This is a genomic window from Longimicrobiales bacterium (genome assembly GCA_028823235.1).
GTDB lineage: Bacteria > Gemmatimonadota > Gemmatimonadetes > Longimicrobiales > Gaopeijiaceae > UBA2589.
The window spans coordinates 46,046-68,213 of the sequence record JAPKBW010000009.1; the positions used below are offsets into that span (position 1 = coordinate 46,046).

The 22,168-nt window shown below is 62.4% G+C and carries 21 protein-coding genes; all 21 read right to left on the minus strand.

The features are described 5' to 3' along the window. Window positions 1-27: 27 nt before the first annotated feature. Window positions 28-873, minus strand: a complete 846-nt coding sequence (locus OSA81_06985) for a zinc metalloprotease HtpX (protein MDE0898743.1) — start codon at window positions 871-873, stop codon at window positions 28-30. Further along, window positions 874-5,523, minus strand: a complete 4,650-nt coding sequence (locus tag OSA81_06990; protein MDE0898744.1) for a translocation/assembly module TamB — start codon at window positions 5,521-5,523, stop codon at window positions 874-876. After that, window positions 5,523-7,832: a BamA/TamA family outer membrane protein gene (locus OSA81_06995; protein MDE0898745.1), complete on the minus strand. Its 2,310-nt coding sequence runs from the start codon at window positions 7,830-7,832 to the stop codon at window positions 5,523-5,525. Before OSA81_06995 ends, OSA81_06990 begins: the two co-directional genes overlap by 1 nt. Next, window positions 7,825-8,007: a hypothetical protein gene (locus OSA81_07000; GenBank protein ID MDE0898746.1), complete on the minus strand. Its 183-nt coding sequence runs from the start codon at window positions 8,005-8,007 to the stop codon at window positions 7,825-7,827. The genes OSA81_06995 and OSA81_07000 overlap by 8 nt, the downstream gene beginning before the upstream one ends. Further along, window positions 8,007-8,924: a metallophosphoesterase gene (locus OSA81_07005; protein MDE0898747.1), complete on the minus strand. Its 918-nt coding sequence runs from the start codon at window positions 8,922-8,924 to the stop codon at window positions 8,007-8,009. Before OSA81_07005 ends, OSA81_07000 begins: the two co-directional genes overlap by 1 nt. Then, a complete protein-coding gene (locus tag OSA81_07010) occupies window positions 8,924-9,778 on the minus strand; it encodes a prolipoprotein diacylglyceryl transferase (GenBank protein ID MDE0898748.1) in 855 nt (284 codons plus the stop codon). Before OSA81_07010 ends, OSA81_07005 begins: the two co-directional genes overlap by 1 nt. A gap of 6 nt (window positions 9,779-9,784) precedes the next feature. After that, entirely contained in the window at window positions 9,785-10,909 is a 1,125-nt protein-coding gene (gene tsaD, locus OSA81_07015; GenBank protein MDE0898749.1) for a tRNA (adenosine(37)-N6)-threonylcarbamoyltransferase complex transferase subunit TsaD, read from the minus strand. Then, window positions 10,906-11,922, minus strand: coding sequence for a CdaR family protein (locus OSA81_07020; GenBank protein MDE0898750.1), 1,017 nt, complete (start codon window positions 11,920-11,922; stop codon window positions 10,906-10,908). Before OSA81_07020 ends, tsaD begins: the two co-directional genes overlap by 4 nt. Window positions 11,923-11,926: 4 nt before the next feature. After that, window positions 11,927-12,433, minus strand: a complete 507-nt coding sequence (locus OSA81_07025; GenBank protein MDE0898751.1) for a TlpA disulfide reductase family protein — start codon at window positions 12,431-12,433, stop codon at window positions 11,927-11,929. 92 nt (window positions 12,434-12,525) lie between these two features. Then, window positions 12,526-13,476: a PASTA domain-containing protein gene (locus tag OSA81_07030; GenBank protein MDE0898752.1), complete on the minus strand. Its 951-nt coding sequence runs from the start codon at window positions 13,474-13,476 to the stop codon at window positions 12,526-12,528. Continuing rightward, window positions 13,473-14,741: a hypothetical protein gene (locus OSA81_07035; GenBank protein MDE0898753.1), complete on the minus strand. Its 1,269-nt coding sequence runs from the start codon at window positions 14,739-14,741 to the stop codon at window positions 13,473-13,475. The genes OSA81_07030 and OSA81_07035 overlap by 4 nt, the downstream gene beginning before the upstream one ends. Window positions 14,742-14,776: 35 nt before the next feature. Further along, a complete protein-coding gene (locus tag OSA81_07040) occupies window positions 14,777-15,583 on the minus strand; it encodes a thiazole synthase (protein MDE0898754.1) in 807 nt (268 codons plus the stop codon). Window positions 15,584-15,596: 13 nt separating this feature from the next. Next, window positions 15,597-15,815, minus strand: a complete 219-nt coding sequence (gene thiS / locus OSA81_07045; protein MDE0898755.1) for a sulfur carrier protein ThiS — start codon at window positions 15,813-15,815, stop codon at window positions 15,597-15,599. Continuing rightward, window positions 15,812-16,492, minus strand: coding sequence for a thiamine phosphate synthase (locus OSA81_07050; protein ID MDE0898756.1), 681 nt, complete (start codon window positions 16,490-16,492; stop codon window positions 15,812-15,814). Before OSA81_07050 ends, thiS begins: the two co-directional genes overlap by 4 nt. After that, window positions 16,489-17,481, minus strand: a complete 993-nt coding sequence (gene fmt / locus OSA81_07055) for a methionyl-tRNA formyltransferase (GenBank protein MDE0898757.1) — start codon at window positions 17,479-17,481, stop codon at window positions 16,489-16,491. The genes OSA81_07050 and fmt overlap by 4 nt, the downstream gene beginning before the upstream one ends. Window positions 17,482-17,488: 7 nt before the next feature. Continuing rightward, window positions 17,489-18,013, minus strand: coding sequence for a peptide deformylase (gene def / locus OSA81_07060; protein MDE0898758.1), 525 nt, complete (start codon window positions 18,011-18,013; stop codon window positions 17,489-17,491). Beyond that, complete coding sequence (gene yajC / locus OSA81_07065) at window positions 18,010-18,336, minus strand: preprotein translocase subunit YajC (protein MDE0898759.1); 327 nt, start codon at window positions 18,334-18,336, stop codon at window positions 18,010-18,012. The genes def and yajC overlap by 4 nt, the downstream gene beginning before the upstream one ends. Then, window positions 18,333-19,475 carry a tRNA guanosine(34) transglycosylase Tgt gene (gene tgt, locus OSA81_07070; GenBank protein ID MDE0898760.1) on the minus strand — a complete coding sequence of 381 codons (1,143 nt, stop codon included), beginning with the start codon at window positions 19,473-19,475 and terminating at the stop codon, window positions 18,333-18,335. Before tgt ends, yajC begins: the two co-directional genes overlap by 4 nt. 33 nt (window positions 19,476-19,508) lie before the next feature. Further along, window positions 19,509-20,585 carry a tRNA preQ1(34) S-adenosylmethionine ribosyltransferase-isomerase QueA gene (gene queA / locus OSA81_07075; GenBank protein MDE0898761.1) on the minus strand — a complete coding sequence of 359 codons (1,077 nt, stop codon included), beginning with the start codon at window positions 20,583-20,585 and terminating at the stop codon, window positions 19,509-19,511. A 9-nt stretch (window positions 20,586-20,594) separates the two neighbouring features. Beyond that, the gene (locus tag OSA81_07080) at window positions 20,595-21,101 is read right to left on the minus strand and encodes a hypothetical protein (protein MDE0898762.1); all 507 of its coding nucleotides are present in this window, start codon (window positions 21,099-21,101) and stop codon (window positions 20,595-20,597) included. Then, window positions 21,098-22,162 (minus strand): Holliday junction branch migration DNA helicase RuvB, encoded by a 1,065-nt coding sequence (gene ruvB, locus OSA81_07085; protein MDE0898763.1) that lies wholly within the window; start codon window positions 22,160-22,162, stop codon window positions 21,098-21,100. The genes OSA81_07080 and ruvB overlap by 4 nt, the downstream gene beginning before the upstream one ends. Between the last annotated feature and the right edge of the window lie 6 nt (window positions 22,163-22,168).

The following is a 22,168-nucleotide window of genomic DNA, read 5'->3' on the forward strand; positions in this document are numbered from 1 at the left end:
AGTGGGTCACACAAGGTGCTCGATCGGTCAGATCTGGACCTGAGCGAGAGCGGCGATGCGCTCCTCTGTCGGCGGGTGGGTACGGAACAGTGACTTCAGCCCGCGCCCGGCGTCGCCCGACAGCGGATTGATGATCGCCAGATGGGCCGCGGCTGGCTGCACCTGCATTGGCGTACGCATAGCAACGGCTTCGATCCGCTCGAGAGCACTCATGAGTCCGCGTGGGTTACCGACGATCCGAACTGCAGTCGCATCGGCCTGAAATTCGTTCTGGCGACTGATGGCCATCTGAACGATCATCGCAGCGATCGGCGCCACGATCGCCATGAGCAGAAGCACGAAGGGATTGTTGTCACCGTCGTCTCGGCCCGTCCCAAGAATGACTCCCCACTTCGCAATGCTCGCGAAGAGGCCAATGGCGCCGGCCATGCCGGCAGCCAGCGTACCGACCAACATATGGCGGTGTTTGATGTGGGCCAGCTCGTGTGCGATGACACCCTCCAGCTCACTCTCATTGAGCGTGTTCATTAGCCCGAGCGTGACGCAGACCACCGCATGCTGCGCGTTTCGACCCGTGGCAAAAGCGTTCGCCTGAGGCGATGGCGCTAGCGCGACGGTCGGCATCGGCAGTCCGGCTCGCTGCCGGAGACGATCAACCATCTGGTACAGTCCGGGAGCGTCCTCCGGCCCAATGATCTTTGCCTTGTACATCTTCAGGACGGCTTTGTCACTGAACCAGTACGTGAAGACATTCATGCCCATGGCGATCACAAAGAAGAGCGCAGCTCCCCCGGATCCTCCCATGTAGTTGCCAAACGCCACCAGAATCAGCGTCATGGCCGTCATCATCCCTGCGACCTTCGCGATCTGCATCTAGCCCTGCTCCTCGTTATTCAGTTGCGGTGGATCATCTCCGTCGGGGTTGTACCCCCACTCGCGGAAAAAGAACACACCGAGAATCCGTTCGTTCTCGAGCAGCCCGTTCGAGGAACCGAGAAGCTGACTTCCGCTCCTCAGGAAGCGATCCTCGAAAAAGCCCTCAACATTGTAATCGTCGGTCAATGCCCACTCGACGCGCACTCCGGCCACGGCGTTCTGCGAGCCAGTGTCGAAGGGACGGATCACCATCACGACAAAGGCATCGGGTCCGACGTACCGACCCAGTTCGATCTGGGTATCCCTCTGCCCTTCAGCGCCCAGCGACTGCGTCCCGCCCTGCTGCTGAACAGAGAAGTAGTCGAGCGAGAAGAGTTCGCGGGCGATCGCCGTGCCGAATTGATTCGCGAACGCACCGCCAACGTAGGTGACCAAGCCGCCACCGATTGAGTTGACGGCATTGCTTCGCTGAATCTGTCCGACTTCGGCTCCATTCCGTCCGCCCAACGAGCCGCTGGGTTGGCCAAAGATCAGGTATGACACCAGATCCTCTTCTGCGAGGCCGGTCTCCTCAGTCGTCAACGTCACAACCGGCTGGACCAGTGATCCTCCGACCTGGGCGTTCACTACGAAGTGGGCGTCATTCGGTCTTCGAATTCGACTGGTCCCCTGAATATCGAGATCTGGGTTCATTCCAGGCCGCCCGATGAAGCGCACCGCCCCACCATCGACCTCGAACGCCCGCCCTAGAACGAGATGCGAGCCCCGCACCGCCTCGAGATTCCCGATCAGCACGAAGTCACTAGCAGACCGATCGTATACCACAAGGAGGTCGCCACTCAACTCGACGTTCGACTCGATCGACCTGAGCCAGCTGCCGCGCGGCACAGACAGGTTCACAGAGACCCGAAGATTGTCGAAGAATGGATTCTGGAATCCCGCGAGCAGGGGCCGAGAGACGAGCGCCGTGGTGTCGACAGCCATGCTCCCGTCGAACAGGAAGGGGTCGTTCAGGTTCACGACCCCAGCCGCACGTTGCAGTTCGTCCACGTAGATCGTGCCCTCGTCCACCTGAATATCTCCACTGACGAGCGGCCGGCGGTACGTACCCCCTAGGACAAAGCTCCCTGAAACCAGCCCCTCGATGTCGGGTCGGTCGACTGCCAGGAAGTGATCGAAGGAAAACGTGAGATCCAGGACCGGGTCCCGGACAGGCGCGAGCAGCACGGTTCCAGTGACCGTGGAGCTACCTATACCCGTCGAGGTGAGCGCGACATCGACGGTGCGATCTGGCCGCAGGTGCAGGTCGCCATTCACCGCGGTGTGGCGGACGCCGATCGCTTCGACCGACCACTCCCCATCGGAAAGTGTAAGCGTGCCCTCGGGCTCCGGATCGACCGGCGTGCCTCGAATCGACACCTTTCCGGAGACACTTCCCAGCACTCCCTCAAGGGAGCTCACATAGCTCACAGCGATCGCAGCATCGAGGGAATCAGCCACAATCTGAACGGCCATCGGCGCATCGACGATCCGCTCCTCGACGTCGGTTAGCGACAGGTCGACTGGGAAGAGACCACTCGCCCGCAGGACGTCCGCCGCCCCGTCCCAGCCCCGTATGTCGAAATCAACACTCTTGTTTTCGTACGTCAGTGAACCATCGAATCGACTGAGTTGCATGGTGCCGTACCGCCCCCCGTCGACCGCGAAGTCGGCCTCGATGAGCGGAGCTTCTGAAGGCCCCTGCACCGCGACATCGAGGGCAACGTGACCACTAACGGCCAGATCCTCGCGCTGCGCGACCTGCAGGGCCTTCTCCATGTGCAATCCGTCGATGGTCAGGCGGAAGTCGCTCTCGCCTCTCCGGGCCAGCGTGCCGTCGACCACCATGGTCATTGGGTCGTCGTCCGTACGGATGATCTCGAGACTATCGACCGTCAAGGTCGATCCGTCCCAGGCCACCCTGCCCGGTCGGGCCAGATCCCAGAAAAGCTCATCGACCTGCACCGACGCCTCTGTGAGGTCGACCTCACCACCGACGGAATCGAACTCGAAGGCGCCCACCGCTCGGTACTGCTCCCCCTGCCTGCGTACGAGTTCGACACGGCCCCCACCTCCAAGCTCGGACATGTCCGCCTCGAAGCCACCGCGCTCGAATACGCGATTCCCCCAGGTGATACCCTCTGCGCTTGCCCCAATCTGCCACTCGCCTGTTCTCGCCGGCAGGCTTGTTGCGGTGAAAAGAACGCGTGCGGTATCGACCCGATTTCGCTGATAGGCTAGGTCGAACACATCAACAATGACTCCGATATCGAGGTTCCGGAGCTCTCCACTGATATTGGCGGCTCCCTTTACCTCACCTCGGAGGGCCACGTCTCGCTCCAGTGGCAGCGTGTCGGGGTCTGTCCCTTCGAACCGGAGAAGCTCGAGGTCCAAAGCCGAGAGCGTGTCTCTCACCGTTACATCGTCGCCGACACCCATGAGCAGCGGGCGAAATCCAACAAGAGATGAGCCGGCGAAGGAAACCCGGGCACTTCCGAAGGCACCCTCAGCGAGGCCGAGTCGGCCGCCACCATCTACTTCGATTCCGGCGACATTTCCAAAAAGGGAGTCGGCGATCAGTACACCACGTGACACTCGAACGCCTGTGTTGAACGTGTCGACACGGACGAGCCCGACCTGCGATTCCATTGCCACCAAGGTGGCCGAGAGCTCCATCGAGTCGACCGAGAATCCGCGCCCCTCAAGGTCGAGTTGTCCGCTCCATACGGTTTCCACTGGGACGCTCCCTGTCACCGTGGCGAGAGGGAGCGCATCTCCTGTGGCACGGAGGCGATAACTCGCCGCCAGATCGGTAACGTCCATAGCGCCATCGAGCAGGATCGTCCCGCTTCCTGCGATGAGGTCCGCCGTCATGCGGAGGTCGCTCAGTGGCCCATCAAGGTTCAATAGACCGGCAACCGATCCCCTCAGGTCCAGCTCCGGCGCCAGACTAGAGAACACTCCGATCGACAAGGGCAACAAGTCGACGTCGAGTGATGTGATCCAGTCGCCGACCTCGAGCGCGCGCCAGACCGTGCCTCGCACATCAAAATTCGATTGGAGGCCGGTACTCGACTGGTGGTTCAACGAGGCAGCAACGTGCAGGCCATCATCGAGTCGCCCTTCGACTTCGATCGTGCCGAAGCCATCCCCACCCCATGGCACACCAGGCCAGAGCGCTTCGAGAATGGTGTAATTGAGCGGATCCAGAGTCGCGCGGAGCCCACGTGCGCCCGGGTTGTCCCCTTGGATGATTGTTCCGACAAAATCGGCCGTCACGGGGCTACCACTGTAGCCCGTAGGGACCAGAGTGACCCGTCCCTCGGCCTCGAGCTCATCAAGCGTACCAGAGAAAACAGCGTCACCACTCAGCCACCCTTCGATCGGCAGTTCTCGCTGGAGCCACGGCTCAAGTCGCTCGAGTGTGATGGGATTGGCCGACACGTTCAGGTTCTGCATCGAAATTTCTTCGGCGAACCGGACCGGCCCGTCGAAAACCATCTGACTTGCCTCGAGTTCGACCTCCATCGGATGCATTTCGATCAACACGCCACCACCGGTCCGCAACCTAGCAGCTCCGCGGTACCGACCTTCCGGCACCCTGGAGTCGATCCACCTTACGTCATCGAGATCTGCCCATCCATCGGTCGCGAGGGTCGCACGGAAGGTCCAAGGTGCACCCTCACTCTCCGGACCCACCGCGATGTCTCCCTCGAGCAGAGAACCCGCTGCGAGCCGGAAAGCCAGCTCCGTGACGTCGATGCCCGCACTCTTGCTGTAGGCCAAGCGCCCGAACGCCTCACGCACTCGGAGTGGCTCGACGAGTATCGAAATCTCCGACGAGAACGACGCGAGCCGCGCAGAAAATTGTTCCGCTGCGTCCAACGACAGAACTGCTTCTTCGACGTCGAGGTCGAGCGAGTCGAAACGCAGGACTCTGAGGGGCTCACCATTGGGTCCAGAGACAACGAGCGGGTGTGAAGGATCCGGAGCGGGAGCTATGATCCGCACCTTGCCATCCCGGATACCGACGCGTCCCAGCGAGAAGGCATCGGCAGCCGGTGCCCCGGGATCTCGCGGCTGCCCGTCGACAAGGAACTGCGTGATGTTCGCCGGTTGGTCGGCCGTATAGCTCGAAATCTCGAGGTCGAGGCCCCAGATGATGGTCGAACGGATCGGGGGACCGCCGAAGATCGCAGCGGGGAGCGAGTACCGAAGCTCGACAGAGTCGGCTGTCGCAAAAGGTCGTCCGTCGGAGGTCTCCAGCTGAAAGCCCACCAGTGTCGCACCGGTCAGGAGTGTCCCACTGCGGACACTATCGACCGACAGTTTGCCGGCCACCGCACTCTCGACTCGTGAGAGAGCCGCATCGAGAGCGAAGTTCTGTCCGCGACGGGTCTGGGAGAGCAGCGCAATCGCCAGCACAATGAGCAGCACTGTCCCTACCGCGGTCCGCCAGAAGCGCCGAGTCCACGGACGTGCTCGAGCGAGCACCCCTAGGGTGGGCCTGCGCCACTCGGTGCGGCGAGCGGATGAGTCCGCCACCGCAGACGCCGCTTGAGCATCCGCCGCGGGCTCCCCCACCGCCTCTTCCGGAAGCTCTCCCATCAGAATGCCTGTCCGATCGACACGTGAAGCTGCAGTCCACGATCTTTCACACCGAACAGGAACGGGTTAGGCAGGAACACCAACTGCCCCGTGCTCACATAGCTGGTGGTCATCCCGTCGACGACGAGTCTGGCCGTTTCCTGATCCTGACCAGCCACGTAGAGGCGGATCGTCTCGGTAACCGCATTAAGCTCTTCGGCATCGCGGAATCGATACGCCACGTCGATGCGGAGCGGGCCCACCGGACTTGGCACGCGAACGCCGACCCCCGGCGTGAATTCCATACTGCTCAGGGAGATCGACTCATGGGCCGCCCATGCCTGCCCCGCGTCCGTGAACAGTACGCCTTCGATTGAGCCCGCGATCGGAAACCGAAGCTCCACGTTCAACTCGATCAGACGGGTCCCACCGGTAGGCTGCGGATTCATCAGCGCGTCCGGGTGGGGGACACAGGTTATGTGCCCGGTGACCGGATTTGCGATCAGGTCCGCCGCCGAACACATGCCCCCTAGGCCTTCGGTTTCCGACAGGAGAATCTGGGGGTCGGAGAAGAGGACCCGGGGACCCAGCCGGCTTTGTGCGAAGCCACGCACGGAGTTGGCGCCACCCGTGTAGAAGCGCTTCTGGGGGTGTACGATGTCCGGGGCCTCCCCCCCCCCCGAGGCAGCGAGGCCTTCGAACCCTCCGGGCCCCACCCAACCGCCACGCGCTCGCATCGCAAAGACGCTCGAACTCACGGGGATATACCGCGACGCCTCAGCTACAATGCGGTCATACCTGAAATCCGATGCGGTCCACGGGGCTGCGTGCTCGAGGTCGAGCAGAACACGGTATCCGGCGCGCGGATTCAGAATGTCGTCCGAGCGGTCGCGGGTGAGGTTCAGCCCAACCGGCGACAGCCAGATGGCACCCTCAAGTTCCACAATGTCATCGGGGTTACAGACGAGAAAACCCGTGCAATAAAGGACATTGTCGGCGTCGAGTTCGGACAGTTCCGGCCGGTAGAATCCAGTGAGCTGCGTTTTCAGAGAAATGGTCCGCGACAGCCCGACCTGCGCACCGACCGCCCGCCGCACGAAGACGTCGGGCAGTGACTGACGCTCTGCGTAAATGGAGGCTGTCAGCGAGTTTCGGGTCGAGAAAATCCGGGGCTGAACAAAGTCGACAGACGCCAGACCAGTGAGACGTGTGAACTTCTCATCCGAACCACTCTGCGGACACAGGGGCTCGCTGGCCACCGAAGCCAGAAGGTTTCCGACCCTGCCGCGGACCTGAAGCAAACGACCACCACCCGCGAAATTCCGAGCGGTCCACCGTGCTTCCACGTTCAGGCACTCGGCAGAGTTCCAGCCTCCACCTACGCGAACTCGGTAGGGGTCACCCTCCTGGAGGGTGATCTCGAGATCGACAGATGGGTCACGATCAAGCGCCGCCGTGTCAGGCACCACGGAAGCGTTCCGTATGATCTCGAGCCCGTAAAGTCTTCGGGTCGCTTCCTCGATCTCGCTGCGGCGGTATGGATCTCCGGTGGTCAACTGCGCCGTTCGTAGGACCGTCCCGACACTGAGATCATCCGTCCCATCCACCGTGATGTCCCCGTATGTGGTCTGCGGGCCAACGACGATCTCGAAGGTGACGATTGCGTTGTAGCGGTCCCCCGCAGGACGAAATGCGCTCAGATACACCTCGGCGTAAGCATGCCCGTCGTCCGTGAGACGACGAGCCAGCGTGTCCCGGGTCGCATCGAGTTCGAGCGTGCTCAATCGGTCGCCCGGGCGAATCGGCAGATCCACGAGGAGGCCCTCTCCGTCGTAGTCGTCAGCTCCCACGAATTCGATGCTGTCTGCGATAACGGGAGGTCCTTCCACGACCCGGAACATCACTTCCGCGTTCGCACCCGCACGCGTGACCACCGCGGTGTCGACCAACACCTCTCGGAAGCCGCGCTGGCGGTACCACAGAGTGAGGCGCGCACGATCTCTGGGAAGATCTCGATCGCGAAGCTGCGAGCGGCTCAAGGAGAAACCGATACCGAGCGGACAGAACGGAATCGGGAAGTAGAACACCCAGGACCGGCAAGCAGTCTCGCGGGTGACAATAGCGCGCGCGAGTGAATCGCCAGGAAAGGTCTCGTTCCCTTCGAAGGTCACGCCCTTCACTTCGGGCCCGCGCAACTGGGCCTCAACCGACGACGGAATCGCCAACAGGAGAGTCAGCGAAACGAGGGTTACGAATACACCGAACGGGTCGAGCCGGATAGCTAGACCCGAACGAGGCAGCTTACGGCGACTCGCATTCGCCTTAGCCATCCGAGTCACTCGGCGGCTCAGGCAGCAGAGGGGCGTCAGGAAGCTCGTCTCTGGAGAGGAGAAGGCGGGTCACATACCACGCCGCAACGCCCACGGCGGCGCCGGTCGCGAGCGAGACCGCGGCACTCGTGGCCTGCTCTCCCTTTGAAAGCCGACGACGGCGGAACCGTGCCATCAGACTGCGCGCCCCTCTCTCGCTCCGTTCGTCGACGGTGAGCCCCGGGGTCGAAGACCGAATCGTACGACCCTCGTTTTCTCGAAATCCTCAGCAGCGGGGGCCCGCCGAAAAGGCGTCACCTCAATTTCGTCAGCACCGAAGCGGTGAACGCAGAGACTGTTCCACCCGGTCTCGACGCCTCGTCCTCTCTTCGACGTCGAGGTGCCCGTCACAAGAAACGGAAGCGGCACATCACTGTCAAAAACAACCTCCCGTCCGCCGCGCACCGTCGAGACGCCAGTGATGTCGAGGTCGTCGGACGTCGTCAGGTGCAGTTGATGCACATGCCCGCCCAAGACGGCATCCGCACCCATTTCCCGAAACGCCGTGGCAATCTCTGCGGCTCGCGGCATCGGAGAGCCACCGTCGCCATCCGGAGCAGGCACAAAATGATGATGCGTCACCACGATGCGCAGATCATCCAGGGAGGGCGCGGCAGCAAAGGCCTGGCGCGCAAAGTCGAGTTGTGACTCGTCGATCCGCCCGTTCACCACCGCCCGCCTTGGAGCCGCAGACGCCAGGGCGACGAATGTCGCTCCGGGTACGCGAGTCACGCTGTCACGCGCACGCCCACCCACGAAGGCGTCCCACTGCCCGAAAGGTGCGGCTATTCGCTCCCAAAATCGGTACAGCGGAACATCATGATTCCCCGGTGTCACGACAACGGGCGTGCCTGCTCCGAACCGGTCCAGTGTACGGCGGGCGAGCTGGAACTCTCCCCTTTGGGCACGCTGGGTCAGATCTCCGGAGACGACCACCACATCGGGGCTGACAGATTCGAATACGCGAAGCATGGCATCCGCCGCCTCAGGCAAAAACGGTGCACCTACCTGAAAATCTGAGGCATGGAATACGGTAAGCCGGGCGCCCTTCACTAGGCTTCTCCCGTCTCCGACGCCAGCTCGCCCCGCATCTTCACCAGACCCACGACGCCAAACGCCACGATGCCTAGGCTGATGAGTTGTGCGACGGTTAGGACGCCAAAGAATCGGTCGTCTTTCGCGCGCAGGAACTCGACCAGGAAACGCTCCATTCCGGCACAGGCGAGCCAGACCAGGAAAAGCCAGCCTGGTTTGTGTCTGTGACCCCGAATGCGCCAAAGGCCGAGGAAGATCAGAGTACTTATACCAACCTCGTACAACTGGGTCGGGTGGACCGGAACCACCTGGCCATACTCCTCGATCAGCGCCGGATCGACGGTCACACCGAACATCTGCTCGATGTTCTGGACTGTGGTCGCCGGAGTGCCCCGTGGGAACCGAACGCCAAACCGAGAGGCGGTGGGGAGTCCCCAGTCATCACCGACCATGAAGCAGCCGATACGGCCAACGCCGTACGCCAACGCCAACGCAGGGGCCATCAGGTCGGCAACAGACGGGACCGACATCTTCTGACGTCGGATCTCCCATATGACGAGGGCCGTCGCCAGCAAGAAGCCCCCGTACCAGACCAGCCCTCCGCGCGACATGAGCATCGCCCCAGGGTTTTCTACGAGGCGAGGCCAGTTCAGGAGAAGGTAGTAGCCCTTCGCTCCCAAGATCCCACCAACCACCGCCATGAAAACGAAGTCCCATGCCTTCTCTGGATCTTCGCCGACACGACGCAGTTCGGAACGGAGAACATACCCGGCGGTGAGGAACGCGAGGAGCATGAACACGCCGAAAGACGTGATCGGCTGGCTCCCGAGGAACGGGACCCAAGACGGAAGTTCAAAGAAGACGGGATACATAGGGTTTTAAGTTCGTGGGACCGGGGTCGCGCCGGAACCGCTCGCGCGCGTGAGCCCGGGGAACGGCAGCGTCGCAGATGCTCCACTGTCGTCGGGCGAGGCTTCGCCCCGTTCATACCGGTAGCGCGCGGCCCGAGCGACCATGGCTCCGTTGTCCAGAGACAGCCTGGGTGACGCATGAAATACGCCTGAGGGCCCCTCATCGTCTGACTGAGCCACGTCGGCCAGGCTCTCTGCCATCTGCGTCCTCAGGTGCTGATTCGCGCTCACGCCGCCGCCTAGCACGACTCGGGCACAGCCGGTCTCCTCGACAGCCCTCATCGTCTTGGCAACGAGCACGTCCACTGATGCGGCCTGAAAAGACGCAGCAATGTTGGCCTTCTCGGCCTCCAGGTGATCGGCTCCGCCCTCCGCCTCGATCGCCTTGGTCAGTTCCACGACAGCCGTCTTCAACCCACTGAATGAGAAGTCATAATAGTCGTTCCCGTCGGGCGCCTGATTGCCCCGGAGCATGGGTCGCGGAAGACGATGGGCCTTGCCGTCACCTTTGAGGGCGAGCCGCTCGATCGCAGGACCGCCGGGATAGGGGAGCCCAAGCAACTTCGCAACCTTGTCGAAGGCCTCCCCCGCAGCGTCATCCCGGGTCTGACCCAGCAGGCGGTACTCCCCCCACTCAGCCGCATGAAGTAGCAGAGTGTGCCCCCCCGACACGAGGAGTGCTACGAACGGCGGTTCGGCCTCCGGCTGCTCAAGCGACGGAGCGAAGAGATGCGCTTCCATGTGGTGGACGCCCACCCAGGGACGATCGAGGCCATAAGCAACGGCCTTGGTCCAGCACACACCCACCAGCAACGCTCCGATCAGTCCTGGGCCAGCGGTGACCCCGAAGACATCGATATCCTCAAGCGCAACACCCGCCTCCCGCAACGTCTGATCGACGACCGCGTCCACCTTCTGGAGATGCGCGCGCGCGGCTAGTTCTGGGACGACGCCACCGTACACCGCATGGACGTCTTGGGAGAGGATGACGTGCCCGAGAATCCGGTGGCCTCCGTCGAGCACTGCGGCAGAGGTTTCGTCACAGGATGTTTCGAGACCCAGAACCAGTGGACCCGGCGAAGAGATCGTCACCTCTCGCTCCTGCCGTCGTCCGACCCTCCGTCGGGCCCCTCTCCCTCCGGACTGCCCCAGTCTTGGTCGATCACACGGCGAACGGTAATGCGTTCGGGTTCAAGGGCCGCGGTCACCAACGCGGGCACGCCATCAATTTGAACTCGAACGAAACGTTCTTCACCCGGCATCATGCCCAGAAGAAGATCAGTTGGAACCCAGACTCGGAGACGCGATGGGTCTAGTGCGGTTACGATGCTGCGCGCGCCCATTACCCGGACCTGAATCGTGGCCGGATCAGCGACGACCGCCGCCTCAACCGGATTCGCGACGGCCTGCACGGTGATCCCGTCGAGCACTCTTTCAATTAAGCCCTCGACGCGAATGCCCAGCGACGCCGTCGGAGGGACGACTGAGGAGCCGAGAAAGCCCGATGTGTCTAAGGCCACGGCAAACACGCCGGACCGACTGATCGACGACAAATCGAACGGTTCGAGGATGAGCGAATCGAGACCTTCGAGTCTGCTCTGCGGCCCGCGTACCCGCACCAGCTGAGGACTCAACTCGATGTCGGCAGCCATCCCAAGGTGATCAGGCACTCGCCCAGCGAGCCTCATAGCAACTGGGATCATTCTGACCTGCGCTTCTTCGAAGGTCACCCGCACAGTCGCAGGAGAAATCGACTCGACAGTCAGTCCAGATCGCTGCCCGAGCTGCACCCACTCACGCCGCAGGGTTATGAGCGTATCGCGAGCACCGATGGTCCCAATGGGAACGCGGATGCTCGTGCCTTCCCTAGCCAGGCTGATGATCTCTCGAGCGGGCCCACCCAACCGCAGCTCAACCGTTGCTGGTGCAGATGCGCCGGAAGTGGTCCAAGCGGTGTCCAAGACCTGAATACGGACCGGGACCGCCTCGAAGGTCTCCTGATTCGTCGGCTCGGTCTGGACGAGCGCCCAGAGGAAGATGGACAGCCCGAGGGCAGACACCTTCAGACGCCAGTTGTGCACAAGCGTCTGAGATCGGCTGGTCACCGTGCTAGTCCGCGCTAAGGAGCCTGCGAATCAGCTCCTCGTTCTCGGGCGCATCCCACGTGGTCTCGCCGGCGACCTTCTTGTGGATGATGCCGTCTTTGCCGATGAGAAAGCTCTCCGGCACGCCCGTAGTCTGGTAGATGCGCTGAATGTTGCCCGATGGATTGTGCAGGATCGGGAATGTGAGACCGAGCGACGTCGTGAACTCAGCCAAGTTCCCACCCGCGCGCCCCCCGATATCGCGTTGCCCAAAGGGCGCATCAACGCTGATCGCCAGAATTTCGAAATCCTCGCCATCGAGCGCCTCGTAGAGACGCTGCATCGAGGGCATCTCAACCACGCACGGACCACACCAGGTCGCCCACACGTTCAGGAGCAAGACCTTGTCCCCGAGGTAGTCACTGAGGGCCACTTCGTCGCCGGCCATATCGACCACGAGGAAGTCCGGCGCGACGCTGCCGGGCAGCACGGGTTGGTAGTTCTCCCGCCCCACCCACGCGAAAGCCACCATAGCAGCAACGCCGACGATGGCCCACAAGTAGGGCGAGCGGACGAACCAGCGCGGGAGTAAGTGCATGCTGTAGCTGCTACGAATTTCGGGGGTCATTGTTCCGTCTCGAGACCTCGTCTGCCAACCTTCAAACGCACGCCGCTTCCCCGTTGCAGTTCCGTGTCCGCTACCGGTTCCTGTTCGACGATGATGCCCTGATCACGCCCAAAGCGGAACACTTCCTGCACGTCAGCCACCACGAGTCCAAGCGAGTCGAGCAGCGCCTCTGCCTCAAGCTGCTCGAGACCGAGCACCAGCGGCATGGGAACAACGGGCGGGCCCGTGCTCACAACCAGACGAACCTGCGCCGGCAGGGCGACGATACTGTCCGGAGACGGAGAGACCTCGATTACCCGTCCCCGTGGTGCATCCGCCTCTGCAGTGTCGACCGATACGACGAAGCCGCTCGTCTCAAGGACAACCCGAGCTCGTGACTCGTCCAGCCGCAGAACATCGGGGACGGACCGCATCTGGGGGCCCATGCTGATCGTGACGCGGACCAGTGTCTCTGGCGTCGCAACCTGCGTCGGCAGCGGAGACTGCCCCAGTATTAGCCCTGCGGCGACGGACGGGTGTCGAAGGGAGTCGACGATACCCATCTCGAGGTTGGCCCCTGCCAGCCGCTCGCCGGCAGTAGCGAGGCCCATCCCGCGAAGATCAGGCACCTCAAACAGATCTCCAGGTGGCGGCGGCGCAGGGAACAGAACCTGAGTCGAGACCAGATAACCGAAGCCTCCGCCGATGACTGCGATGCCCACAACCGCACCGACCAGCTTGCTCCCGGCCAGCCCCACCTTCCCCACCCTGCGAGGCACTGAAGAGGCATTGTCCGCATTCATGCTCGATTTCTCTGCTGTAACCGCAGACGTGTTCTCCGACATGGGTGCGGCGAACCCGATGCCCTCAGGCTTCTCCGCAGACTCCTGCGAGCCCATATCGTCAGATACATTCTGCTTTTTCGTTCGCCGGCGTCGATTGCGGCCCAGCGAGTCACCGAGTTTCATGACACCCTCCGGAGACGGGCGGCGAACGCACCATCGAACTCCGTGTCCTGGGGAAGGACGACCAGCGTGCCGTCCTCTGCTTTCATCGATGCAGGAACCACCCCGCTGTCCTCGATTGAGAAATCCACCCGGTCGGAGAGGAATGCCTCAACCACCGCTTCGTTCTCTTCCGGCTCAAGCGTGCACGTGGAGTAGACGACCAGTCCACCAGGGCGCACGCAGTCGGCGGCCGCTGCGAGCATACCGCCCTGCAGGGCAGCCATCTCGTTAATGGAGTCCGGGCTCAGCCGCCAGCGTGCGTCCGGGTGCCGAGCCAGGGTTCCGGTTCCTGTACACGGAGCGTCGAGTAGCACGACATCAGCGCCCAACACCGGAGGGTGCAGGGCATCCGCCACGACGAGCGCCATCGGGTGCCCCACGCGGTGGGCGTTGTCTTTCAGCATGCGAAGACGCGACTCCGAACGATCGGCGGCCAGGATAAACTCCGGGCGGGCGGGCAGAGCGAGCACCTTGCCGCCGGGTGCCGCACAAAGATCTGCAACCATCGTGCCGGATGGAACATCCGCATACACAGAAACGAGATTGGCTGCCGGATCCTGAACAATCGCAGGGGCTGCTGCAGCCAGAGCGCCGCGGACAGAAACACCGTCCTGCAGCCTTAGGCAGAAAGCTCCCCGCCCAGCCGCAGTGGCTTCGAATCCAGCGGCTATCAGCCGCTCTGTCGTCTGATCCAGGTCGCACTCGAGCGGGACGATATGGGTAGCCGGACGCCGGTTGTTCGCGATCACCAAGCGCCGGACGTCATCGGTGGACCATCGAGCGAGCCACCGGTCAATCAGCCAGCGCGGGTGCGAGCCCCAGCGTTCCAGATAGCCAGCAAAGTCGTCGTGCTCTGAGGGGAAGCGGTCCGGTCCATCCCCCGCAGCGGCAACTTTACGGAGGACGGCATTGGCAAACCCCGCGGGCGGCCCACCCACTGCCTCTTTGATCTGATCCACCGTCTCGGAAACCCCCGCGTACTCGGGGACACTGCCCATATACAAAATCTGATAAGCGCCAAGACGGAGGAGTTCGAGAACCTTTCCGTCGACCGACTCCAGACCACGACGCACATGGGGTGCGATCAGGTGGTCCAGTCGACCGCGAAGTCGTGTGACCCCGTAAGTCAGCTCGTGAGCAAAAGCCCGGTCCCTAGGCTCCAGACTTCCGGCAACGGCATTGAACGCGCGATCGAGTCGCCGACCGCGTTCTGTTTCGAGGCGAATGGAGAAGGCCGCCGCGCGGCCCGGAGAGGTCCGGCTCAGTCGAGCATTCCAGCAGTCGGAGAAGATGGAACCGCGATTTCACGCGAGGGCATGCGCCCGGCAAGATAGGCGAGCCTGCCCGCCAGGGTCGCGTGCTTCATCGCGTGAGACATGCACACCGGATCATCAGCAGTCGCCAACGCGGTGTTCATCAGCACGCCGTCGACACCTTGTTCCATCGTGATGCAGGCGTGCGAAGCAGTGCCGACCCCGGCATCGACGATCACCGGCACTTCAAGTCGATTCTTGATCTCGCGAATGAAATAGGGGTTCACCACACCGAGCCCGCTGCCGATCGGAGAAGCAAGAGGCATGACAGCCGCGCACCCAGCGTCCTCGAGTCTGAGGGCCGTGACCAAGTCATCGTTGGTATAAGCCATAACCTTGAAACCCTCATCGGCGAGAATTTTCGCCGCTTCCAGCGTAGCCTGGACGTCAGGGAGCAATGTCTTCTCGTCGCCGATCACTTCGAGCTTCACGAACTCGTTGAAGCCCGCAGCCCTGGCGAGTCGTGCATATCGAATCGCGTCCTCAGCAGTGTAGCAGCCCGCGGTGTTGGCGAGCAGAAAAAACTCGTCCGGGCTGAGGTGATGCAGGATGGCCTCTTCCTTCGTGCGGTCGAGGTCGACCCGGCGCACGGCGACGGTCACCATCTCGGTACCGGCCGCGCGAATGGCGTCGACCATGATCTCATTGGTCTCGTACTTCCCGGTGCCCACGATCAGTCGAGAGGTGAATTCAACTCCCCCGATCGTCAAAGGACCATCCAGAGCCCTCGCTGCGTCGATCATCGCTTCGGTCATACTTTGCGCATCTTCATCCACCGCCCACGAAGTGAACGAGTTCAAGGGTGTCGCCTTCCGACACCGCGTGGTCCTGATAGCTGTCTCGCTCAATGATGTCGCGGTTCAGTTCAACCACGACCATCCCCGGGTGGAGCTCCAGAGACTCGAGAAGGGAGTGCACGGTGAGGCCCGTCGAAACCTCACGCTCTTTCCCGTTGAGCTGAACCTGAATCGTGTTCGTTTGCGTCACACCTTTACTCCGTGCTGGCTGAGGACCGAAATGTACTCTGCAACGGCCTCCACGGGATCCGGTGCGTCCCAGATGCCGCGAATCACTGCGACACCGTAACACCCCGTGCCCATGACTTCGGTGACTCCGGCCGGATCGATTCCACCGATACCAATGACCGGTGTGCCCATCGCTGCCTCAACCAGTTCGCCCAGAGCGACTGCTCCGATACCAGCTGTCCCCGGGTGTGATTGCGTCGCATAGACAGGACCTGCGAACAGGTAGTCTGGCGCTCGCTCCACCGCGGCCCAGACCTCCTCCTCGGAATGTACCGATACACCCACGGACACACCCTCACCTACCACTCGCCGCGCATCTCTCACGTCGAGCGAGCGCCGTCCAAGATGTACTGCCGGGAGTCCCAGAGCCTTGGCGACATCGAGACGATCGTTCGCCACGACCCAACCGTCGCTCTTCTCCGCGACCACCTGGAGCCGCGCCGAAGCTCGGAACACCTCCGCACCGGAAGCGCGGGGGCCGCGAACATGCAAGGCGACGTTCGAGCCACCCATCGACAGGATCGACTCCGCTACGGACGGCCATTCATCTCTGGCGAGCGCATCATCGTCCGTCACGATGTGAAGTCGGGGGATCAGGGTCGAAGCCGCCATCGCCGGTGGCCCGTCACCGCGCGTCACTCGAAGCGCTGGCCCGGCTCGATGCCACGGCCGTTGATCCAGTCCGAGATCGTCATCCGGCGCTTGCCGGGGGGCTGTCCTTCATGGAACGAAACGCCGCCGGAGCTAGTCGCGACCAGAACGCCGTCCTCAACCGATGCTCTCAGTACCGTTCCCGGACTCACATTGAGTTGCGCGGTGCGGGGGCCACCGTTTGTCGACAGTCCGCCAGCCTCGAGCGACTCAACGTCCTCTCCTGACCAGACAGCCGGACGAAACAGTTTCACCGGAGCATCCGCCAGCATCGACCACGCCCCAGGCACCGGGTCCATTCCCCTTGCATGGCCGGCGACCTCAGCAGCCGGACGGTTCCAATCGATTCGTGCTACCGCCCGATTCACCTTGGGAGCGAACGTCGCCAAGGTGTGATCCTGCTCGACCTCTTCGGCGGCGCCAATACTCATCAGGGCAAGTGCCTCGACTAAGGCCGCCGCACCGAGCTCGGACAGGCGAGTCGTCAGGTCTCCGGCGGTCTCGTCCGAGAGAATAAGCTCCTCGACTCGATGGATCATGGCGCCCGCATCCATTGCCTTCACCATGCGCATGACGGTGACACCGGTCGTCTGATGACCGCGTGCGATCGCCCAGTTGATCGGGGCCGCCCCGCGAAGCTCGGGAAGCAGGGAGGCGTGCACATTGATCGACCCGAGGCGCGGAAGTTCCAACACCTCGGTGGTAAGAATGTGGCCGTATGCGACGACGACAGAGATATCCGGCTCAAGCGCCCGAACCTCCTCGATGAATTCTTGCGTTTTCGGAAGGTCCGGCGTCAGGACGGGGAAGCCCTGCTCGATGGCCACTTCCTTAATCGGTGACGGACGAAGCCGGCGTCCACGCCCCGCAGGGCGGTCGGGCTGTGTCACCACTCCGACGATCTCGAAGCCCTCGCCGTCTATGGCTCGCAGCGACGGAACCGCAAAAGCTGGCGTGCCCCAGAACAGAATCCTCACGAGCGGCTCACGCCTCCTCGGCCTCCAGTTTCTTCCACTTCTTCATGAGCATGCGCCGCTTCAAGGGACTCACTCGATCGACGAAAAGAACTCCGTTCAGATGATCGATTTCATGCTGGAGAGCCCGACCGAACAGTCCATCGGTTTCGATGATGATTTCGTCCCCTTCGGGATCACGACCCTCGACTCTGACTTCTGCGGGCCGCTGAACGGTTTCCTCGAGGCCTGGAATTGAAAGACATCCCTCCGATTGCTTCGCCGTCTCGTCACTGGACCACGTCACGACCGGGTTCACCAGAGCGACGCGTTCGAAATCCTCGTCTTCGTCATCACTGTCAGGGCGACGAAGGTCCACGACGATGATCCGAAGTGGAAGGCCGATCTGAGGTGCGGCCAGACCGATGCCGTCGGCATGGTACATCGTCGCGTACATATCGCGCACCAGAGACCGGAGATCGTCGTCAAAAACCGTGATCGCCTCAGCCTCCGTCCGGAGAACCGGATCGCCCATGAGGACGATATCCCGAATCATCCTTTTTTCGGCTCTCCATAAACGTCGAGGACGGAAGCCACACGGCTCCGGTCGACGGTCAGGCGAGTGTTCTCACCCGTCTTGATGGTGAGGCGCTTCTCTTCCACGTGGACGACCTTCCCGATAATCCCTCCGTTCGTCACGATCTCGTCGTCCTTCTTGATCGACGTGAGCATGTCTTCGACGCGGGATCGCTCTTTCGCCTGCGGGCGAAGGAGCAGGAAGTAGAAGATCGCAAAGATCGCGACCATCTGAGCGAGGAAGATCATCGAGGAGTTGCCACCCTCCCGCGGTACAGCAAAGAGCAAATTGAGCGATATCAAGCCAAACTCCCTTCGTTGCGATAGCGTACGAGCCACTCGCTGCTCCAGCTCGTAAAGCTCCCGTCGCCTACACGGCGGCGGGCCTCTTCACCGAGGCGAACCAGAAAGCGGAGATTGTGAATCGAGACGAGACGTACCGGAAGCCATTCGGACGAAACAATGAGATGGCGGAGATACGCTCGATCATACCGTGAACAAGTGTAACAATCACACCCGGGGTCGATCGGCCGGGTGTCCTCTCTGAACCGAGCGGCCCTCAAATTGACCTGGCCTTCCTCGGTCGTCCAGGCAGTTCCGTGACGGGCGTTCCGGGTCGGAGCAACACAATCAAAAAGATCGCACCCGCGGGCTACCGCCTCGAGTAGATCGTCCGGATAGCCTACACCCATGAGATAGCGCGGACGATCTCTCGGGAGAACACCGTCGAGCACTTCGAGAACGCGCCACATATCCGTCTTGGCCTCGCCCACGCTCAGCCCCCCGATGCCGAAGCCGGCCCAGTCCCCGACATCCATGAACTGACGAGCGTGCTCGCGACGCAGGTCGTCGAAGACATTGCCCTGGAGCACCGGTAGCAACGCCTGTTGCGGCACATCCCTCTCCGATTCGATCTCGCCGAAGCGGGCCCGGCATCGTTCCAGCCAGGCAAGAGTTCGGCGGTTCGCTTCTTCAGCCGTGGCTCGGTCACACCCACCGGGCGGGCACTCATCGAACGCCATGATGACGTCGGCGCCAAGCGTCCGCTGGACGTCCATGACAGACTCCGGCGTGAAAGAGTGCTTCGAGCCATCGATGTGGCTCTGGAAGTCGACGCCCTCATCATGGATCTGCCGGATATCGGCCAGTGAGAAGACCTGGTACCCGCCCGAGTCAGTGAGAATCGGCCCGTCCCAGCGCATGAAGTCGTGCAACCCGCCCAGCTTCTGGACCAGTTCGTGCCCCGGACGCAGGTAAAGGTGGTAGGTGTTCGCGAGCACCATACGGGCCTGCAGCGCGCCGACCTCCTCCATGATCAGACTTTTCACCGTCCCGGCGGTGCCCACCGGCATGAATGCCGGGGTCGGCACGTCACCATGGGGCGTGGTAAACGTGCCTGCGCGTGCAGAGCCGTCCGTCGAGGAGAGTGTGTAGTCGAACATGGGCGGCAATCTAGCAGCTTCGGACTTGGCCCATTACCGGCCGGGCGGCAGCGCCATCGCATCGCCGTAGGAATAAAAGCGGTACGCGTTGAGCACTGCCTCTCGATAGGCCCCCATCGTCGCCTCATAGCCCCGGTGCGCGGCGACGAGCATGAGAAGCGTGGAACGTGGCAGATGGAAATTCGTGATCAGCCCATCGACGACGCGGAAGTCGTAGGGCGGTCGGATGAACAGCCGGGTCTCGCCAGAGCCCGGGGTCACACGTCCGGCCGCATCGGCACATGATTCGAGCGTGCGAACTGACGTCGTACCGACCGCCCACACGCGTCCGCCTCGATCGCGGGTCTGGTTGACGGCGTCAGCCGTCTGCTCCGAAAGAGTATACGACTCCGCATGCATCGGGTGGTCCGCCGGATGGTCCACCTCGATGGGTCGGAAGGTGCCGATACCGACGTGAAGCGTGACCGACGCAAACGCGACCCCACTCGCCTGGATTCGGCGGAGGAGATCTTCCGTGAAATGGAGCCCCGCGGTTGGGGCCGCGACCGAACCCGGCGTTCCGGCGTAGACCGTCTGGTAGCGCTCCCGGTCGACCTCGTCGTCGGAGCGTTCGATGTACGGAGGAAGAGGAATGTGGCCGTGTCGTTCCAATGCTTCTTCCGCCGACATGGCGGTGACCAGTCGTACCACTCGGTTGCCTGACGGAGTCGTCGACAGGATTTCCACAGTCAGATCATCCGCGATAGTCACGGTCCTGCCCGGCTTCAGCTTTCCTCCCGGGCGAACCAGCGCCTCCCAGACATAGCTGTCATCGCCTGTCTGGCGGATCAGGAATACCTCCGCCGCCGCACCGGTCGGCTTCCGCCCGAGAAGGCGCGCGGGGAAGACTCGACTCTCGTTCGCAACGAGCAGGTCACCCTCGGCAAACAGACCGATGACATCCGGGAACCGACCGTGACCGACAGAACCGTCGGACCCGAGGGTCAATAGCCGGCTGGCGTCACGCTGTTCGGCCGGATACTGAGCGATCAGTTCGGTGGGGAGTTCGTAGTCGTAATCGGATACGATGGAGCCATCAGGCTCACGACCCTTTCCTGCTCCAGAGATCATCTCGAGACGTCAGCCCTGATCGCCTTGATCCACGGCTTCGATCCCACCTGGCGTGACTCGGAAGCGCCGCACGACCGGCTCGGTCGGGCAACACATCACGTCATCGGGACCGTGTTCAGTCAGGTGAAGCTCGGCCGTGTCGTCGTCCAGTGTCATGGCTCGAACCCCGACACGGTCTCCCAGAGCGACTGCTCCCTGCCACTGCCAGGCCGCTGAGCCGGGAGTCAGCTCGAAAAGGGCGAACTCCATGAATGTCCCGCTGCCTCCACCCGACACCCATGCGACGGCCAAGGCCTCGGTGCTCTCGTCACCGTCTGGGTCACCTTCGATCACCCAGTCCGTAATGCCACCGCGCGCGATGACCACGTCTCCCTCGACGGCCTCCCCTTCGCCTGCACGCAACTCCATGGTCACCGCATCAAAGTCCGCGAATACGATCTGCGCGTCCTGCAAAGACGGAGGTGGGGCGGCAGCGCACAGCAGCACTGTCAGGCAGCAGAGCGTAGCCCGGGTCACGACTCTTCCACGAAGAGCGAACCCTGCGGGCCTTTCTGCCCCTCAGGCCCGCCTCGGCCATCCGGGATCGTATAGCCAAACCGCCGGAACGCTCGCGGGGTGGCGATCCTTCCCTGCGGTGTGCGCTGCAGGAAGCCCTCCATGATCAGAAACGGCTCGTACACCTCTTCCAGTGTCGTCGCGTCCTCACCCATGGCGACCGCCAAGGAGTTCAGGCCTACCGGGCCACCCTCGAATTTTTCGATCAGCGTCTTGATGACCTGAGCATCCATCTCGTCGAGGCCATATTCATCGACATCGAGGAGGGTCAGGGCGGCGCGGGCAGTATCGACGTCGATGTGCCCTTCACCCCGAACCTGTGCGTAGTCGCGGACGCGCCTGAGGAGTCGATTCGCGACGCGGGGCGTCCCTCGGGAGCGCTTGGCGATCTCGATCGCTCCGTCCTCCGTGGTGTCGATGCCAAGAATCTCGGCACTTCGACGGACAATGATGACCAGTTCCTCGGACGGATAAAAATTCATGCGCTGGACGATGCCGAAGCGCGCTCGCATGGGTGACGTCAACGCGCCGAAGCGAGTCGTCGCTCCAACCAAGGTGAAGCGCTCGATCTTCATCGTCATAGTCTCGGCCTTCGGTCCATCGGACAGGCGGATGTCCACCTGCCAGTCCTCCATCGCCGGGTAGAGGAACTCTTCGATAATGGGTCTCAGCCGATGGATCTCGTCGATGAAGAGGATGTCCCCCTCTCGCTGGCTGGTGAGGATGCTCACCAGATCAGCAGGACGTTCGAGCACCGGGCCTGATGTGGTCTTGATGTTCACCCCCATCTCACGGGCGAGCAGGGCCGCCAGTGTGGTCTTCCCCAGTCCGGGAGGGCCATGGAACAGAACGTGATCCAGCGCTTCCTTCCGACCCTTCGCAGCCTCAATCGCGATCGAGAGGGCCTCGCGGACCTTGGCCTGGCCAATGAACTCCGCCAGCCGACTCGGCCGGAGTGACGGCCCACTCCCCCCATCCTCGGGGAGGGATTCCGGTGTAGTGATGTGAGTGTAGTCGGTCATAAGACT

Excerpts from the sequence above, each read along its gene's own strand:
- ruvB (MDE0898763.1), bottom strand. The coding sequence starts at position 22,162 with ATGACCGACTACACTCACATCACTACACCGGAATCCCTCCCCGAGGAT.
- queA (MDE0898761.1), bottom strand. The coding sequence starts at position 20,585 with ATGATCTCTGGAGCAGGAAAGGGTCGTGAGCCTGATGGCTCCATCGTA.
- OSA81_06990 (MDE0898744.1), bottom strand. The coding sequence starts at position 5,523 with ATGGGAGAGCTTCCGGAAGAGGCGGTGGGGGAGCCCGCGGCGGATGCT.
- OSA81_07040 (MDE0898754.1), bottom strand. The coding sequence starts at position 15,583 with ATGACCGAAGCGATGATCGACGCAGCGAGGGCTCTGGATGGTCCTTTG.
- def (MDE0898758.1), bottom strand. The coding sequence starts at position 18,013 with ATGATTCGGGATATCGTCCTCATGGGCGATCCGGTTCTCCGGACGGAG.
- OSA81_07010 (MDE0898748.1), bottom strand. The coding sequence starts at position 9,778 with ATGTATCCCGTCTTCTTTGAACTTCCGTCTTGGGTCCCGTTCCTCGGG.
- OSA81_06985 (MDE0898743.1), bottom strand. The coding sequence starts at position 873 with ATGCAGATCGCGAAGGTCGCAGGGATGATGACGGCCATGACGCTGATT.
- OSA81_07025 (MDE0898751.1), bottom strand. The coding sequence starts at position 12,433 with ATGGTGGCTTTCGCGTGGGTGGGGCGGGAGAACTACCAACCCGTGCTG.
- OSA81_06995 (MDE0898745.1), bottom strand. The coding sequence starts at position 7,832 with ATGGCTAAGGCGAATGCGAGTCGCCGTAAGCTGCCTCGTTCGGGTCTA.
- tgt (MDE0898760.1), bottom strand. The coding sequence starts at position 19,475 with ATGTTCGACTACACACTCTCCTCGACGGACGGCTCTGCACGCGCAGGC.
- OSA81_07030 (MDE0898752.1), bottom strand. The coding sequence starts at position 13,476 with ATGAAACTCGGTGACTCGCTGGGCCGCAATCGACGCCGGCGAACGAAA.
- OSA81_07000 (MDE0898746.1), bottom strand. The coding sequence starts at position 8,007 with ATGGCACGGTTCCGCCGTCGTCGGCTTTCAAAGGGAGAGCAGGCCACG.